The organism is Clostridium sp. DL1XJH146, assembly GCF_054819755.1.
Genome location: NZ_JBTVVN010000022.1, coordinates 1 through 16,037 on the forward strand (window position 1 = coordinate 1; position 16,037 = coordinate 16,037).

15 protein-coding genes are annotated in these 16,037 nt (G+C 27.3%); 6 read left to right on the forward strand and 9 right to left on the reverse strand.

The window, feature by feature from the left end:
* Positions 1-302: 302 nt before the first annotated feature.
* The gene (locus tag ACVHXK_RS11455) at positions 303-1,253 is read left to right on the forward strand and encodes a DMT family transporter (RefSeq protein ID WP_461206534.1); all 951 of its coding nucleotides are present in this window, start codon (positions 303-305) and stop codon (positions 1,251-1,253) included.
* Positions 1,254-1,335: 82 nt separating this feature from the next.
* Here the strand turns inward: ACVHXK_RS11455 and ACVHXK_RS11460 are convergent, their stop codons facing one another.
* The 7 genes from ACVHXK_RS11460 to ACVHXK_RS11490 all read right to left on the reverse strand — a co-directional run bounded on the left by ACVHXK_RS11460 (position 1,336) and on the right by ACVHXK_RS11490 (position 8,635).
* Positions 1,336-1,614, reverse strand: a complete 279-nt coding sequence (locus ACVHXK_RS11460; protein WP_461206535.1) for a hypothetical protein — start codon at positions 1,612-1,614, stop codon at positions 1,336-1,338.
* Between the two features lie 303 nt (positions 1,615-1,917).
* On the reverse strand, positions 1,918-3,120 hold the full coding sequence (locus tag ACVHXK_RS11465) for an ABC transporter permease subunit (RefSeq protein ID WP_461206536.1): 1,203 nt from the start codon (positions 3,118-3,120) through the stop codon (positions 1,918-1,920).
* Positions 3,120-4,028, reverse strand: coding sequence for an ABC transporter ATP-binding protein (locus ACVHXK_RS11470; protein ID WP_461206537.1), 909 nt, complete (start codon positions 4,026-4,028; stop codon positions 3,120-3,122). The genes ACVHXK_RS11465 and ACVHXK_RS11470 overlap by 1 nt, the downstream gene beginning before the upstream one ends.
* 443 nt (positions 4,029-4,471) lie before the next feature.
* Positions 4,472-5,530 (reverse strand): ABC transporter permease, encoded by a 1,059-nt coding sequence (locus ACVHXK_RS11475; RefSeq protein WP_461206538.1) that lies wholly within the window; start codon positions 5,528-5,530, stop codon positions 4,472-4,474.
* Entirely contained in the window at positions 5,514-6,395 is an 882-nt protein-coding gene (locus ACVHXK_RS11480; protein WP_461206539.1) for an ABC transporter ATP-binding protein, read from the reverse strand. Before ACVHXK_RS11480 ends, ACVHXK_RS11475 begins: the two co-directional genes overlap by 17 nt.
* Positions 6,382-6,798 (reverse strand): GntR family transcriptional regulator, encoded by a 417-nt coding sequence (locus tag ACVHXK_RS11485; RefSeq protein ID WP_461206540.1) that lies wholly within the window; start codon positions 6,796-6,798, stop codon positions 6,382-6,384. The genes ACVHXK_RS11480 and ACVHXK_RS11485 overlap by 14 nt, the downstream gene beginning before the upstream one ends.
* Before the next feature lie 538 nt (positions 6,799-7,336).
* Positions 7,337-8,635, reverse strand: a complete 1,299-nt coding sequence (locus tag ACVHXK_RS11490) for a DUF5667 domain-containing protein (RefSeq protein WP_461206541.1) — start codon at positions 8,633-8,635, stop codon at positions 7,337-7,339.
* 232 nt (positions 8,636-8,867) lie between these two features.
* Between ACVHXK_RS11490 and ACVHXK_RS11495 the strand changes: the two genes are divergently transcribed.
* The 3 genes from ACVHXK_RS11495 (at position 8,868) to ACVHXK_RS11505 (ending at position 11,701) form a co-directional block, all read left to right on the forward strand.
* Positions 8,868-9,545 (forward strand): sigma-70 family RNA polymerase sigma factor, encoded by a 678-nt coding sequence (locus ACVHXK_RS11495; RefSeq protein WP_461206542.1) that lies wholly within the window; start codon positions 8,868-8,870, stop codon positions 9,543-9,545.
* Between the two features lie 16 nt (positions 9,546-9,561).
* A complete protein-coding gene (locus ACVHXK_RS11500; RefSeq protein ID WP_461206591.1) occupies positions 9,562-10,380 on the forward strand; it encodes an anti-sigma factor domain-containing protein in 819 nt (272 codons plus the stop codon).
* 265 nt (positions 10,381-10,645) lie between these two features.
* Entirely contained in the window at positions 10,646-11,701 is a 1,056-nt protein-coding gene (locus tag ACVHXK_RS11505) for an aldose epimerase family protein (protein WP_461206543.1), read from the forward strand.
* 138 nt (positions 11,702-11,839) lie between these two features.
* Here the strand turns inward: ACVHXK_RS11505 and ACVHXK_RS11510 are convergent, their stop codons facing one another.
* The gene (locus tag ACVHXK_RS11510; RefSeq protein ID WP_461206544.1) at positions 11,840-12,367 is read right to left on the reverse strand and encodes a hypothetical protein; all 528 of its coding nucleotides are present in this window, start codon (positions 12,365-12,367) and stop codon (positions 11,840-11,842) included.
* A 246-nt stretch (positions 12,368-12,613) separates the two neighbouring features.
* Here ACVHXK_RS11510 and ACVHXK_RS11515 point away from each other — a divergent pair, with 246 nt between their 5' ends.
* A complete protein-coding gene (locus ACVHXK_RS11515; RefSeq protein ID WP_461206545.1) occupies positions 12,614-13,444 on the forward strand; it encodes a sigma-70 family RNA polymerase sigma factor in 831 nt (276 codons plus the stop codon).
* 23 nt (positions 13,445-13,467) lie between these two features.
* Here ACVHXK_RS11515 and ACVHXK_RS11520 read toward each other — a convergent pair whose 3' ends face one another.
* Positions 13,468-14,538 (reverse strand): hypothetical protein, encoded by a 1,071-nt coding sequence (locus ACVHXK_RS11520; RefSeq protein WP_461206546.1) that lies wholly within the window; start codon positions 14,536-14,538, stop codon positions 13,468-13,470.
* 422 nt (positions 14,539-14,960) lie between these two features.
* Here ACVHXK_RS11520 and ACVHXK_RS11525 point away from each other — a divergent pair, with 422 nt between their 5' ends.
* Positions 14,961-16,004, forward strand: coding sequence for a YkvI family membrane protein (locus ACVHXK_RS11525; protein ID WP_461206547.1), 1,044 nt, complete (start codon positions 14,961-14,963; stop codon positions 16,002-16,004).
* Positions 16,005-16,037 lie beyond the last annotated feature (33 nt).

Genomic DNA, 16,037 nt, shown 5'->3' on the forward strand with positions numbered 1-16,037 from the left:
GATATATAATTAACTAATTGAAATATTAAGAAATAAAGAGTAAACAGGAGAATATCAAAGTATAAAGAGGGAATTAACGATGATTTTGCTACGCAAAATCTTTAATTAATTAAAAAAATAAAAATTCTAGAAGAATGAGACCTATAGCATCAATTGTTTATTTTAATTTTTAAGTTCTTAATGTTTTAAGGTCTTAAGATTTTAATCTTTTAACTGCACTCTTCACTCTTCACACTTCACACTTCACACTTCACACTTCACACTTCACACTTCACACTTATTTTTAAAAAAGGGGGGTTTTTATGAAAAGACAATTAAAAGCAGATTTAGTTCTTTTATCTGTTGCTATATTTTGGGGTGGTAGTTTTCCAGTAATGAAAATTGCCCTTGGAAGTATTCCTCCATATACATTTTTAGCTATTAGATATTTAGTTTCAGCGCTACTATTATTACCATTTTCTTATAAATACTTCAACAAAATTGATAAAAAAACATTGATTTATTCTTTTTTAATAGGTCTAACTCTCTTTCTAGGTAGTGGCCTACAAGTAATAGGATTACAATATACAACACCTAGTAAATCAGGGTTTCTGACAGGGCTAAACGTACTGATAGTTCCTATATTAATTGCAATAATATACAAAAAGATTCCTGAACTAAAGGTTATAATTGGAATAGTATTCTCTTTATGTGGACTTTATATTATGTCTTCTGGCGGAACTACTGGTATAAATATAGGAGATATACTCACTATATTGTGTGCATTTTCTTTTGGAACCCAAATAATACTAGTGGATAAATTCACTAAGGATATAAATTTACCATTATTTACTTTCTTAGAAATGTTATTTGTAGGAATAATGGGGTCTATACCAGCTATTTCAATCGAAGGCATGAAGTTCGATATTAATTTTATATCAATTGGAGGAATTCTTTATCTTGCAATATTTTGTACTATATACGCTTATGGACTTCAAAATAAAGTCCAGAAATTCACAACACCTTCTCATGCAGCTATTATTTTCTTAGCTGAACCAGTCTTCGGTGCTATTTTCTCTATTTTTATTGGGGACATGCTTACCGGTAGAACTCTTATAGGATGTGTTTTTATTTTGTTCGGAATGGTAATTATTAACTTAAAACAATTCACAATACATAGTAGAAAATGCACAATACACAGTACACAATGCAAAATGCACAATGCACAATGTACAATTTTGGATGATTCTCCTCGTTCCTCTGAGAATCTTTAATTAATTTAATGACTTACAAAGAAATCGTCATACCCATCCTATCGAGTATGACGATTTTATATTTAAATTAATAAATTCCCTATTATATTGCTTTTATTTGATTAATAACTCTTTCATGTTCATCAACTTCTTCAGTTAATGTTGTAACCTTTCCCTGAATATCTGCAACTATGTACATCATCTTTTCTTGCTCTGCCCTAGTAACTTTAACATTTTCCTCTAAAGCTCTTTGCATCAAATACATTTCATCTTGCTTTCTTTCAATATTATCTAATCTTGAATCCATTTTATCTAATCTTACATCTACTTTATCTAATTTATTAATAATCAATTGGAACATTTGCTTAGTTTCATTATCCATATACTATACCTCCACTTAAAAAGCTTAATTAATTATATCATTCAAAAAATTTTATATCAACATGAAAAATTATACAACTTGATTTTTCATATTATAAAACAAAAGTGCAGTTTAAAAAGTAAATATTGCAGTGAAACTCCTTTTTAAATGCAATGTGAAATGTGAAGAGTGTACTGTGAAGTGATTGATAATTTCCTCATTCTTCGGAAATCTTTTAATTTAAATAAAAAGCGATATTTTAGCTTCGCTAAAATATCACTTCCTTAATTGTGCATTGTAAATTGTGCATTGTGCATTTATGTTCTAAAAAGCATCTCTTTTCACAAATATAATATGAGATACTAAATAGCAAACAATAGTCCAAACAAGTAAAACAACAATTCCAAAGGTAGGAGTTATTATTGGATTTTCATACGCCGAAGCCAAAGTTCCTATATATAGACTGCCTACATCTCCTAGCCCAATAAATGTATAAGGAATATACTTTCTTATAAAAGCAAAATTCTGAAGAATAGTTGTTACAATAATTATTAGTATACTGAACCCCATGGATATTGTACTATTTCTAAATATAGTGGAAATCATAAATACAAAAGCTACTGCTGCTACTATAAATAATACTTGTAATAAGGTAACATTTAATAGATACTGCCACATAGGAATTATTTTAACTGATCCTTGAATCATTTGGAATATTTTATCTGTTGCACTAGTTGCCGATTTTACAAATTCATATTTATATCCAACCATTATAGGATAATTGAGACTTCCAAACCCGGCTACAATACCCGTTACTACAAAAGAAATTGCCTCTGCTACCATTACTAATACTATTGATGATAAAGCAATTGCAATAAATTTAGATAATATAACTTTTCCTTTTTTAACTGGTTGAGTTAATAAAACTTTTACCGTTGCAGGGGTAAACTCTCCTGAAACTATATCCGCAGAAAAAATCGAAAGTCCTATGGCCAAAAATATTGCCCCTAAAAACATAATGATATCTTGAAAATATTTATTAGTATTTAGCTCATAATATTCTACTGGTTCTATATCATTGTCTAACATATAATTATTCATTTCAAGTTGTGTTTCCATTCCTTGTATCATACTTATATCTATATCAGGGTTTTCTTTATACATTTCAATTTCAGCTTCTATATCTTTATTAGTTTGTTTCAGTTTTTCTTTCCAATCAATAGGTTCTCCATTAATCTCTTCATTCAAAGATACTATTCTAACCTTTGATTCTTCAATTGATTCCTCTAACCTAGTTTTTTCACTATCTGAAACATCTTTTGCTTCTAATCTTTGCTCCATATACTCTATGTTTTGTTCTTCATTTTGCAATTGATACTCAGGGCTGTTATACCTAGCTGAACTTTCCGCTTCTTTATATTCTGCAAAAATCATTACTCCTAGCAATAAACTAAATAGTATAAACACTACCCAGGTTTTCTTTCTTGAAAATAACTTAATTATCTCATTTTTAATTAACGCTATCATTATAAATTTTCTCCTTCCACTAGTTCTAGATATCTTTCCTCTAATTCTTTTTCAACTTTGTAGATTTCTTCTATTGGAATTCTTTCATCTGAAAGTTTAAAAATTAAATGTGAGATTTTTTCTTGCTCAACCATAAATTCTATTCCTGAATCCTTTAAATAAATCTCTTTAACACAAGGTTGTTGATTAAGTAGTGAAAGTGCTTCTTTACCTTTTGATGTAATAATATTATATTTAAATTCAGTTTTTATAGTAGCTTCTTCTCCAAGTAATTCAACTGATTGAATTTCTCCATCTTTTATAAAAGCTGCTTTATGACAAACTTGCTCTATTTCACTTAAAATATGAGAAGAAATAAATACAGCAGTACCTTTGCTAGCTAGTTGTCTAACTACATTTCTAAAAAATATAATTCCATTTGGATCTAGTCCATTTGTTGGTTCATCCAGTATTAAAAGTTCTGGCTCTGTAATTATAGCCATAGCTAATCCTAATCTTTGCTTCATTCCTAGAGAATACTTTTTAACCTTATCAGTAATTCTATCTTTAAGCCCCACCATTTCAGCAGCTTCCATTACTTTTGTAACTGGAATATTTCTGACTCTAGCTACCTGCATTAAATTCTCGTATCCTGATAAGTACTCATAAAACTCAGGATTTTCAACAATAGCTCCAACTTTCTCTAATGCTTTTTCTCTATCCTTTTGAATATCATATTCTGAAATTATAATCCTTCCAGATTCCTGAGTCATAAGACCTGTAAGCATTTTAATAGTTGTAGTTTTACCCGCTCCATTAGGACCTAAAAACCCAAATATTTCACCTTTATTAACTTCAAAACTAATTCCCTTAATAATTTCTCGTCCACTAAGAGACTTACGAACATCTTTAACTTGTAGTACTGACATTCTTTGAACCTTCTTTCATTTTATATTCTTGTATTATGTTTTTTCATGGTCTTATTTTTAAATGCACAACAAATTAATAATAATTTGCAATGTGCAATATATATCAAAGTAATAATTTGCAATTTGCAATTTGCAATGTGCAATTAGCAATTAAGGTTGAAATATTTTAGCTGTGCTAAAATATTTCTTTATTGTATTAATTGGTTAATTTACCAATTAATTAATTAATTAATAAATTAGTGAATTAGTAATTGCCATCATTACTTTAAAATTTATCTTTTTAAATTTTTTGATTAATGTGTCTTTCGACTTTATCAATTAAAGATTTTCTGACCAAAGGGAAGAAAATCCTCCTTAATTGCACATTGCAAATTGCAAATTGCACATTATATTTTTATATAATTGCAAATTATGTTTTCAAATAGTTGTGCATTGCTCTAAAACTATTTCTTAAAATTATTAATAAGTTTAGTACTTGCATAGTAAAATCCTGCAAATATTCCAACACTTAATATTGAAAATAACATAAATGATGGCTCTTCGTCATACCTTATACCAACAATAGCTATGGTTAAAACTATCATAAAGCAAAAGGAAACTCCAAATTTAAGAATAGCTTCAAAAGATTTAAACATAGAAATTTGTCCTATTCTTTCGAAATCCCATTTATTATACACATAAATTGATAAAGCAATGAAAATTAAAGAAAGTATACTCAAAGTAATAGCTCTTGCTGTACCTGTAAATATTGGAGTATACACATCCATATACGTATAATCAAAACTATAAAATATCGGAGAAATTTTCATTGCAAATTCCATAATTATAGAATCAAGTTTACTCCAGAAATTATTTTCATGTAAAACTCCTGTCCTATCTATTGATCTAAAAAAATAATCTATATATATCCACAAAGTAGCTGATAATCCCATAGGTACAATCAAAAATATACTTCCAAGTAGTCCACCTATATAAGCTTTACCACAAAGATATTGTATAAAGGAAATAAAAGTTACTGTAAAAACCCCTACTAATACGCACAAAAGCATCCATCTATTATAATTGTAAAAAACTTCACTATTTTTAGGTATCATTCCTTTATTTAATATTAAATATAAATTCATTATTATTATTGAAATTATAGACGGAATAATTACCCCCGCTAAAGTGGTAGATATTTTACTAATTAAAATTTGAGTTCTTGTAAATGGCATTGTTGAAATAAGTTCCTGTCTTCTGTTTAGTCTATCTTTTCCAATTATCCATGTAGAATAGACAATAGCTAAAACTATTAAAACAAAAGCTCCCCCATTTTCGTTAGTAAAATCGGTATAAAAAAAATAGTCATAAAAGTATCTATCAGAACTTGATTCATAATTATTTATCATACTAATAAATCTAAAAGAGAAAAAATAAATAATAAAAATTCCTCCAAAAATCAAAGGCAAAAGTGAAGTTTTTATTTCCTTGTAAACTAAGGCTTTATTAAAGTATTTTCTCATCTTCATCACCTCCTAAATAATATACAAATATATCTTCCAAACTCAAATCTAACTCTTCTAAAAACATTATTTCTTTTTTATTTATTTCTTCAATAAACTTTTCATACTCAGTAGTAACAACATTATAAACTCTTCCTATCTTTTCACATCTCATAATTCCATCGAATTTTGAGATATCAATCTCTGACTTAGGAACAAACTGTAACTTTCTTATTTTTTTCTTCATATTTTCAATGGAGTCATTAAATACAATTTCACCATTCTCCATAACCCCTACTGTATCGCAAATTCTTTCTATATCATCTAAGTTGTGTGAAGATATTATTATAGTAGTATTTCTCTCAACTGCTTCGTGGAGTAGAATATTAATCATTTGTCTCTTAGCTATAGGATCAAGTCCTGCAAGAGGTTCATCTAACACTAATATATCTGGCATTATAGCTATCGTAAGCATTATAGAAGTTCTCATAAGCATTCCTTTAGACATACTTCTAAGTTTTTGATTTAAGTCAATTTTAAAGAGCTTATTAATTTCATTCAACCTTTCAATACTAAAATCAGGATAAGCAAGTTCATAAAACTTGACCAAATCTTTAAACCTTGAAAATTCCAATCTAATACTTTGATCAGGAAGATATGCTATTCTTCTCTTTACTATGGGATTTTCATAAACCTTTTCCCCATCAATCAAGATACTGCCTTCATCTTCTTTGTATATTCCCGTTAAACACTTAATCAAAGTAGTTTTTCCTGTTCCATTAGGTCCAATCAAACCAAAAATACTTCCCTTTTCAATTTTCAAATCTATATTTTTAAGTATTAAATTTTCTCCTAAGCTTTTAGAAATATTACTAATCTCTATCAACTTTATCCACCTCTTTTTCCTCAGAACTATTTTCAATATCATCATATAAATCAACCATAATCTTAACTAAATCATCTTTTTCTATGCCCATATAGTGCGCATCAACAATTAATTTTTTAATCTCATTTTTAATAACCATAAGCTTATCTTCCTCCAATTTAGGTTTGTAGGAAGTAGAAACAAAAGTACCTCTTCCCCTCATAGTTTCTATAACCCTTTGCCTCTCCAGTTCTTTATAAGCTTTACTGACTGTATTTGGATTTGCAGTTATTAGTGTAGACATTTCTCTAACTGAAGGAAGTTTATCTCCCGGAAGTATAATTCCCTTCATAATATTTTCTTTTATGCCGTTAATAATTTGCTCGTAAATTGGTAAACTACTTCTGACATTAATCTTTATCAATAAATTTCACCTCCTAGAAATTAGTTAGTCCATGTATAACGCACCTCGTATTAAACTTAATTAGTACTTGCACAAAATATCTATAAATCAACAAGTTACGTGTATGTATGTATAAATAAACCGTCGAACTAAAAAAGTCACCTTATATCTTAAGTGTTTCATGTGTATTAGGTGTGCTACTATTAATAGTACACTCTTATTATATTTTTTACTATTGTATTTGTCAATAGCCTTTTTTTATTGCTTTTTTTAATAGTTGTTGATATGAATAAGTTTTGTTTTTATAAAAGGTATTTATTCTTGCTTAATGTACAGAGTGCAATTTGCAATGTGCAGTTAATGATGATTCTCATCGTACCTCAGAGAATCTTTAATTAATTTAAATACTCCCTTAAGATGATAAAATATTCCATTGCTGCACTCTATACTCACAAATTTCACTCTATATTTCTAAAGTGCTTTTCCCTTTCACACTAATGAAAAAGCTGCACCAATAACTGGTACAGCTTTTTCTAACTTTCATTTTATCATTATATTATTAGTTACCTTTTTTCTTTTGTTCTAGTTCTTTTTTCTTCTCTTCCTTTTGTTTTTCTATTTGTTCTTTCTTTTTGGCGATTTGTTCTTCTATTTCTTTTTTCTTTTCTTCTTCTTTTTTCTTTTCTTGAATTCTTTGTTTCTCATCTTCGTTTTCATCTTCAGCTTTTTCAAATTTGTCTTCATCTTCATCCTCTATATCATCGGACTTTTCGTATTCTTCTTCATTTTCTTCATATTTTGCATTGCTTTCTTCTTCATTTATTTCTTCAACTTCTTTATCTTCTTCAACTTGTTCTTCTTTCTCGTCAACAGTTTCTCCATTTACGTCTATATCTTCCACATCTTCTTCATTTTTTTCTACGTTTTCCTCTTCACTATCTTTCTCTTCTCCATCCTTTACACTCTTATTCTTTACAACTTCTTTATGATAATCCTTAGCAACATTAAATTCCTTATTAGCTTCTATATACCCTTCCAATTTACTTTCATATTCTTCTTTTGCCTTTTCAACTTCTTCATTATCACCTTTTTTAGTTACCTTATTAAAGGCAACTTTTGCAGCATTATATTCTTTCTTTTGTTTATTTAATTCATGTCTTTTTTCAACCATATTTCGTACTGCTTCTTTTTTCTCTATTTGCATTTGAATTACTTGTTCAAATCTTAGCTTAGCTTCTTCACTAATGTTTCCCTCAACATTACTAAGCACTTCTACAGATTTTTCCTCAGTTAATTCCAATTTTTCTTGGAGAGCTAATAATTCTTCAAGCTTGTCCTCTTCCTCATCAATTAATTCTTCATCTTTAATTGTTTCTTCTTCAGTTGATAATTCTTGACTCTCATTTACTCCTTGGTCCTCTTCAGTTTCTTCCCCATTTTTTATAAGGCCTTCTTCTTCGTCTTCTGGCTCTTCATTAAGAATATCATCAAAACTATCCTCCGCTACTTGATTTTCTATTTCTTGAATTAATCCTTCAACTATTTCACTGGCTTCATCCATTTTTTCTTCATATTGATTTAAAGCTTCCTCAACGTATTCTTCTTTTCCCTCTTCAGCCATTACTTCACTTTCTCCAAGTCTTTCCTCAGCAATTTCTGTAAGCACTTCAATTTTAGCTTCTTCATCTGAAGCAAGTGCAACTTTAATTTCATCAGCTAAAACGTCAAAAGAGTAAAATATACTATCCGGTGTAATACCTGCTCCATCTGCTAAATTTGTTTCTCCTTCTGCAAAAACTGGAACTGCCATGTTTGTCGCTACAAATAAACCTAATAAAAATAAACTAATTTTTTTCATAATACTCTCCTCCTAAATTATAGTTTCCTTTAGTTATAATTCCCTTTGACTATATTTACGAATATAACTTATAATTTAAGGGGGTACTTAGTGTAATTTTTTATTATTTAAATGGTTATTTTAATTCATTTAAATAAATTCTAAAATTTTAAGACCCCTTAAAAAATTATGCATTAATCGTACATATTAATATAGAATTTTAACATATAAATTCTATACACTGAGGTGAATTATGGTAATAAGAAATCTAACGAAAGAAAATAGAAATAATTTTATTGAAGAAAATAAATTTTTCATTTATAAAACTACATATAGAATCTGTAGAAGAAAGTTAGATTGGAAAAATGACGATGAATTATGTATTGCGCTTATTGCTTTTAATAAAGCCTGTGATAATTACACAGAAAAAAGAGGCACTTTCTCCAGTTATGCTTCTACTGTAATTAGAAATTCACTCATAGATTATTTCAGAAAAAAAGATACGAATGTCCACCTTACTTATAACTCTAATGAAAACTCTGATTACATAGACCAAACTAATTCATTAAACCAATATAAGTTACAAAACGATAATGAACTTAGATCACAAGAAATAAAATTGCTTAATAATGAACTAAATAATTTCAAAATATCTTTCACCGATTTAGTTAATAATAGTCCAAAGCATTTAGATACAAGAAAAAATATACTTAAATTAGCTTTTTTATGCTCAAAAAACAATGAAATACTGAACTTGCTCAGATCAAATCATAAATTACCAATAAAAAATATTATTATACTAACACAATCTAAAAGAAAATTTATAGAAAAATGGCGAAAATACATAATTGCTCTGATAATTGTTATTTCAAATGAAGATTATCAATATATTAGGTCTTATTTATCTCTAGAGGTAGGTGATTTAAATTAATACTAAAACTGGTATTATAACCGAAATAAAAAAAAATTCAATCATATTGCTTACCAATACTGGGGAATTCGTAAAAGTAAAAAAAGATAAAACTGCACCAAGCATAGGTAGCATTTACCAAGGCAAATTAATAACTACCTCTAACTGGCAAAAAATTATAACTTCAGCAGCTTGTTTGATTTTTACTTTGATAATTAGTACAGAAGCATATGCTTATTATATACCCACTTCTATAATCTTATTAGAAGGTTCATTAGCTGCAAAAATAGAAATTAACAAGTGGGATAGAATAATCTCAATAGAAGGAACTAATAAAGAAAGCGAAGAACTCCTTGAAGTTACTAGTATTAAACATACTGATATTGAAGACGGTTTAAAAAAGATATTACAACTAAATAATAAAGCTGAGGAAAATCTAGAAATTATTATTGAGCTAGATAAAGATCAAAATTCAGATATTGAAAAAAAAGTTCAGAATATCTTAAATAACAATAAAAATAATTTTCCTAATGAAAATAGTGCTAATACTACTGATAATGTTACGGAAAAAGAACAGACTACTGTGGATACAAAAACTCAAAACAATAACAGCAAAGAAAACAATCAAACCAAAAAACCAAATGACATAGAAGATAATATCAATCTAAATAAAAAAGAGAGCAACCAAAATAGCAAACTAAAATCGGAATCAAAAGAAGAAACACTACCTGAAATGCAGCAAAAAACTGAAACAAAAACAAATACAAAAACACAAAATAATCAAAACAGTATTATTAATAACAAGGAAAATAGAATTCCTAGCGAAAAGTCAGATAAAAATATCAAACTAAAATAAGGTAAAAAAGCTAAAACTTCCGAGCATCATACACAATAACGTAATTTTAATCTAATTTCCTAAAAGTCATAAGTAATATATTAATTATAACTTTTTATTTATTTTTAAAATCACAAAATTTGTTATATAATAATGCTAAAGGGTTATTATTTATAATGTATAAATAATATTCTTCAACGTAAATAACTAATTATAAACAGAAAATTCTTTTTTAGTAATTTAGAATTTAAAAGCTAATCGATAAAGATTAAAGGAGTGATACTATATGCAAATATTAAAAGAAGTTTTTGGATCAAACGATACAGGTGAAACTATTTTTAAGTATAAATTAATTAATGAAGCAGGTGCTTATGTAGGAATATTAAATTACGGTGGTGTAATAACAGATATTTTTGTACCTGATAAAGATGGTACATTAGAAAATGTTGTTCTTAGTTTTGATAATATGGGTGATTATTTAAATAAATCTCCTTTTTTTGGAGCCTTAACAGGAAGACATGCTGGAAGAATAACTGACGGTGCTTTTCAAATCGATGAAACAGTTTATCTTCTAGAAAAAAACAATTTCAACTCTAATCTTCACAGTGGTCCTATAAGTTTAGCCAACATTATTTGGGATGTAGAAGAAATACAAGATGAAAGCTGCGTATCTTTGAACTTAACTTATCTAAGTCCAGACGGTGAATCTGGTTTCCCTGGAAATTTAGATTTAAAAGTTACATATAGCTTTGATAATGATAATAATTTAAAAATTTCTTATGTAGCAACATCTGATAAGAAAACAATAGTAAATCTAACTAATCATAGTTATTTTAATCTATCTGGAAACCTAAAAGAAGATATACTAAACCATAATCTAACTGTTCCTGCAAATGAATTCTGTTGCATAGATGATAAAACTGCCCCTACTGGTGAAATTAAAGAAGTTGAAAATACTCCTTTTGATTTTAGAACTAATAAAAAAATTGGTTTAGACATAGCGCAAGATTATGATCAGATAAATTTCGCTGGCGGATATGATCATCCATTCGTTCTTAATAAAGAAAACGATAATGAAAAAATTCTTTTATCTAATCCAACTAACGGAAGGACTCTAAGCGTACAAACTGACCAAAGTTGTGTAGTTATTTATACTGCCAATGCCTTGGGAAATGAATTAATTTTATCAGGAGGAGTGGAATCTAAAAACCATTTAGCTATTTGCCTTGAAACTCAACATTATCCTGATGCTATAAACCAAGATAATTTTCCAACATATATATTAAATCCTTTCGAAACCTATTCTGCTACTACTCTTTATAGTTTTGGATGCGAAAAATAGTTATTGTTTAAACAACTTTATAAATATCATTTAGAATACTTGAATCAATCATCTTCTTATAATAAAAAGAGAACTCACATTTTTAGAGTCCTCTTTTGGTTTATCTTTTTTTATTCTTAATTAAATATTATATATTATTTATATATCTCTATTGACGCTTTTCCATTTTATCTTCCATACATTATTCTTTTTAAACATAACAAATGGCGTAATATTGTCAATATTTTTATACTTAATTTCTATGATTACTTTATCATTCTTAATATTTTCTACTTCTATTTCTTTATAATCTCGTTTTATCCTTTCAATTACATCTTTCATTTTCCTTTCATTTTTGTTATATGTTTTTCTAAAAGATCCTATTAAATAATCTTGCTTAGAAAGCATTCTATTCCCCTCACTACTAGACAAAAATTGATATGCAGTTAAATAATCATTAGTATCTTCTGCATATAAATAGAATTTTAAGATTTCAACTGGACTAGAATGAATAAGCAATGTATCATCATAACTTTCAGCAAATTCATAATATAATTCTTCTTGATTTTGTGTGAATTTCATTAAATCTTTTTCTTTATTCCTTATTTTCTCTTCTACAATAATTGTAACTATAAGCAAAAATATAATTATTATTAATATAATTATTCGTCTCATTCCTTTATTCATTATAAATAATCCCCCTATTGTAAAATCACAAAATTAGTATTCATATATATAGACGATAATAATTACCTATTTTTTTCAACAAAGACACTTAGTTTACAAATTATTAACTTTTAACTGTATAAATTTAACTTTCCTTCTCCTATAATATCCTATAAACATAAAAAATTACAATACTATTATACTAGAAAAATCAAATTATTGTAATTAAGAACTATTAATTGAATAAGCTTTTATTAGGTGATGATTATGAATGATAAGATATATGACTATAAAAATTTAAGCAACGAAGAGTTATTTAATATTTATAAAGAAGATGAAGATAAAATTGCTAAGGAATACTTAATAATTAACAATTTACCTTTAGTTAAAAAAATTGCTTATAAAAATTATAATAATAGTTCCCTATCATATGAAGATTTAGTTCAGGAAGGAATTATTGGGTTAATATACGGTATAGATAAATATGACTTAACCTATGGAACCAAGTTTTCCACTTATGCTTACTATTGGATTCAAGAAGTTGTTGATAGATCTATATATAACAAAGGTCAAAATATACGTTTCCCTATGTATATTATAGAAAAAATGAACAAAATCGCAAAGTTAGAGAACAACGATAATTATTCAATAGATAGTATTTGTACAGAATTGAACATTACCCAAAATCAATATTTTATGCTAAAGTATTATTTTAAATATCTAAAAAATGTAATATCATTAAACGAATTTATTAAAGATTGCAATAGGGACAGTGAAGCTGAACTAATAGAATTTGTTTCTGAAGAAAAAGCAGTATATTATGAAGATAATGCTTCTGAAGGAGACTCTTCAGTAGAAACAACAGTCATGAATAAACTATTAAAAAAAGAAATAGATACTTTATTATCAATTTTAAGTCCTAGAGAAGAAACAATTCTAAGATTACGATTTGGTCTTGATGACGACCATCCTAGAACTTTAGAAGAAATAGGTAATCTATTTAACCTTACTAGGGAGCGAATTAGGCAAATTGAATCAAAGGCACTTCGAAAATTGAGACATCCATCTCACTCAAAAAAAATAAAAGAATATTTATAAAAAGCAGCTTTATAACAAAGCTGCTATATATCTTTTTTTATCTCGAAAGTATTTAAATTCAAAGAATAATTTCCTTTAAATTTCATTGTATCTTCACTTTCATCCTTTTGGCTAACTGAAAACAATAAAAATTCTTTTTCAAATTTATTATATACTACATCAACATTATTAAGTGGAAATTCATCTTCTAATTTTTGTTTTATTAGTTCTCCTGCTTCTGTTTCATAAACCCTGAAACACCTTTTTTCATCCAAAGTACTATATTGGACAACTAAATATTTCTCATCCTCTGAAAAACACATATCCTCTACAGTAGAGTCAATTAACAAATCACAAGTTATAACTCTTTTCCCTATTGGTTTTTCCTTAGGTCCGCTATCACTCTTTTCTCCCGAGTCTTTGTCTTCTTGACCATCTGATGTTGTTTTAGCAGTCTCATCTACAACAGCTATTCCAATATATACATCTTTATCTATCGTAGTGAAAGCAACCATATCTCCTTCATAATCAAGAGATATCATACTAAACTGTTTTTTAGGTATACTTATCATACCAATTTTTCCTGGATTATCTTTTGGGTATGTATAAGTACCTACCCCATCCATATTTAGTAAAAGACTCGTTTCTATAGCATCATCAAATCTCATTCTAATGCTATCTTTATCAACAAATGTCTCTCTACTAACACTACTATCAATATTATCTATTTTATATTGCATATTGTCCTTAATAACAAGTATCACATACTTTAACAACATTGATACACTATTATCTTTATCCGAGTGAGTAACTTTAACTGTAAAATATACTTTGTTGTCTGATTCATTTATATCTTCTATTCTATAGCCATTTAGCTTCATTGTTCCAATATTATCATTAAATTTTATGTTTTTTATTTTTTCGCTTAAGTATTCGTTACTTTCTTCAAATTTCTCAGAACTAATACTATTTAAATATCCTTCTACAATAGTAGTTGCTGTTTCAACATCAAATTCGTCTTTTAATTTTACTTCTTCTACCTTTTGTTTTTCACATCCAATTAGTATTACACTAAAACTTATTACTAAAAGAACACACATTATTATTTTTCTCATGTAATCACCCATATCCAATTTATATTCGTATATAGATAGTTTGCACTAAAGAAAAATTTTTATAATAAAATAATAATTTATTTATTATTTATAGAATATACATTATTAAAGCAATGCACAATTTACAATGCACAATGCACAATTGTGGATGATTTTCTTCCCTTTGGTCAGAAAATCTTTATTTAATTAAAAGATGCATAGAAAATTAAATATAAATATTTAGTTAATCAATTAATCAATTAATCTTTTAATCTTTTAATCTTTTAATCTTTTATAAATTAAAGAAATTATTTTAGCTCGCTAAAATAATTTCTTCCTTAATTGTGCATTGTGCATTGTGCATTGTGCATTTGTATTTGCATTTGCATTTGCATTTGCATTTGCATTTGCATTACTATTTTTTAAAAGGAAGGTATGATTTTATGGTAAAGAGAATTAAAACCACCCTACAAATAGCCGCTGTTTTTATTGGGACAATAGTTGGCGCTGGCCTTGCTTCCGGTGAAGAAATAACTATATTTTTTACAAAATACGGGTATAAAAGTTTCTTAGGAATTTTAGTTTGTTTTTTTATATATGTTTTTATGGCTCAATTCATTGTAGATACTACTTTAAAATATAATCTATCTTCATATAATGAATTTATTAAATTAATAAGCCCTAATTTTTTTGGTGATATAATAGAATGGATTATGGGATTTTATCTTTTAGCGGGAGCAGCTATAATCTTGGCTGGAAGTGGTTCATTAATACATCAATATTTCGGTATATCAAAATGGGTAGGAATTATCGTTATGTCTTTATTAACGATTTTTACTCTTTATAAAGATACTGAAGGTTTAGTTACTATTAACTCCTTTATAGTGCCTAGTTTGATTTTTATTATTATATTTATTTTCACATTATACCTATTATTTTCAATAGATGTAGTAAACTATACATATATAAAATCTATTCCTTATACAGAGAAAAGATGGTTTATTTCTGCTTTACTTTATGCAGGTTTTAATATTATCTCATGTAGTGGTGTTTTAGTACCTTTAAGTAATGAACTAAAAGAAAAAAACACCCTTAAAACTGGAGTTATTATCGGTTCTATCGTTCTTACTATAATAGCTCTAATACTTAACTTTATGCTACTATTAAATACTCCAAATATTTTTAAATATGATATACCTCTATTGTATATCGCAAATAGATTTGGATTTACTACTCAAGTTATGCTACTTTGCATAATTTGGTTAGAGATGTTTTCAACTGAAGTTTCAGATGTGTATAGCATATGTAAAACCATACATACTAAATTCAAAGTACCTTACAATGCATCAATTATTCTTATTATTATAGCAGCAATACCTATATCTCAAATAGGCTTTGTTAGACTTATAAGTTATATATATCCAGCTTTTGGTGCCATAAGTATCGTTTTCCTCCTTCAATGTTTAATTTTTTACTGGAAAAACTAATAATTCTAATTACTATGTTTTAGAATATTGTTG

Coding starts and splice junctions, on each gene's coding strand:
- ACVHXK_RS11525 (WP_461206547.1), top strand. CDS start 14,961: ATGGTAAAGAGAATTAAAACCACCCTACAAATAGCCGCTGTTTTTATT.
- ACVHXK_RS11470 (WP_461206537.1), bottom strand. CDS start 4,028: ATGTCAGTACTACAAGTTAAAGATGTTCGTAAGTCTCTTAGTGGACGA.
- ACVHXK_RS11475 (WP_461206538.1), bottom strand. CDS start 5,530: ATGAGAAAATACTTTAATAAAGCCTTAGTTTACAAGGAAATAAAAACT.
- ACVHXK_RS11460 (WP_461206535.1), bottom strand. CDS start 1,614: ATGGATAATGAAACTAAGCAAATGTTCCAATTGATTATTAATAAATTA.
- ACVHXK_RS11490 (WP_461206541.1), bottom strand. CDS start 8,635: ATGAAAAAAATTAGTTTATTTTTATTAGGTTTATTTGTAGCGACAAAC.
- ACVHXK_RS11520 (WP_461206546.1), bottom strand. CDS start 14,538: ATGAGAAAAATAATAATGTGTGTTCTTTTAGTAATAAGTTTTAGTGTA.
- ACVHXK_RS11505 (WP_461206543.1), top strand. CDS start 10,646: ATGCAAATATTAAAAGAAGTTTTTGGATCAAACGATACAGGTGAAACT.
- ACVHXK_RS11455 (WP_461206534.1), top strand. CDS start 303: ATGAAAAGACAATTAAAAGCAGATTTAGTTCTTTTATCTGTTGCTATA.
- ACVHXK_RS11515 (WP_461206545.1), top strand. CDS start 12,614: ATGAATGATAAGATATATGACTATAAAAATTTAAGCAACGAAGAGTTA.
- ACVHXK_RS11510 (WP_461206544.1), bottom strand. CDS start 12,367: ATGAATAAAGGAATGAGACGAATAATTATATTAATAATAATTATATTT.
- ACVHXK_RS11465 (WP_461206536.1), bottom strand. CDS start 3,120: ATGATAGCGTTAATTAAAAATGAGATAATTAAGTTATTTTCAAGAAAG.
- ACVHXK_RS11495 (WP_461206542.1), top strand. CDS start 8,868: ATGGTAATAAGAAATCTAACGAAAGAAAATAGAAATAATTTTATTGAA.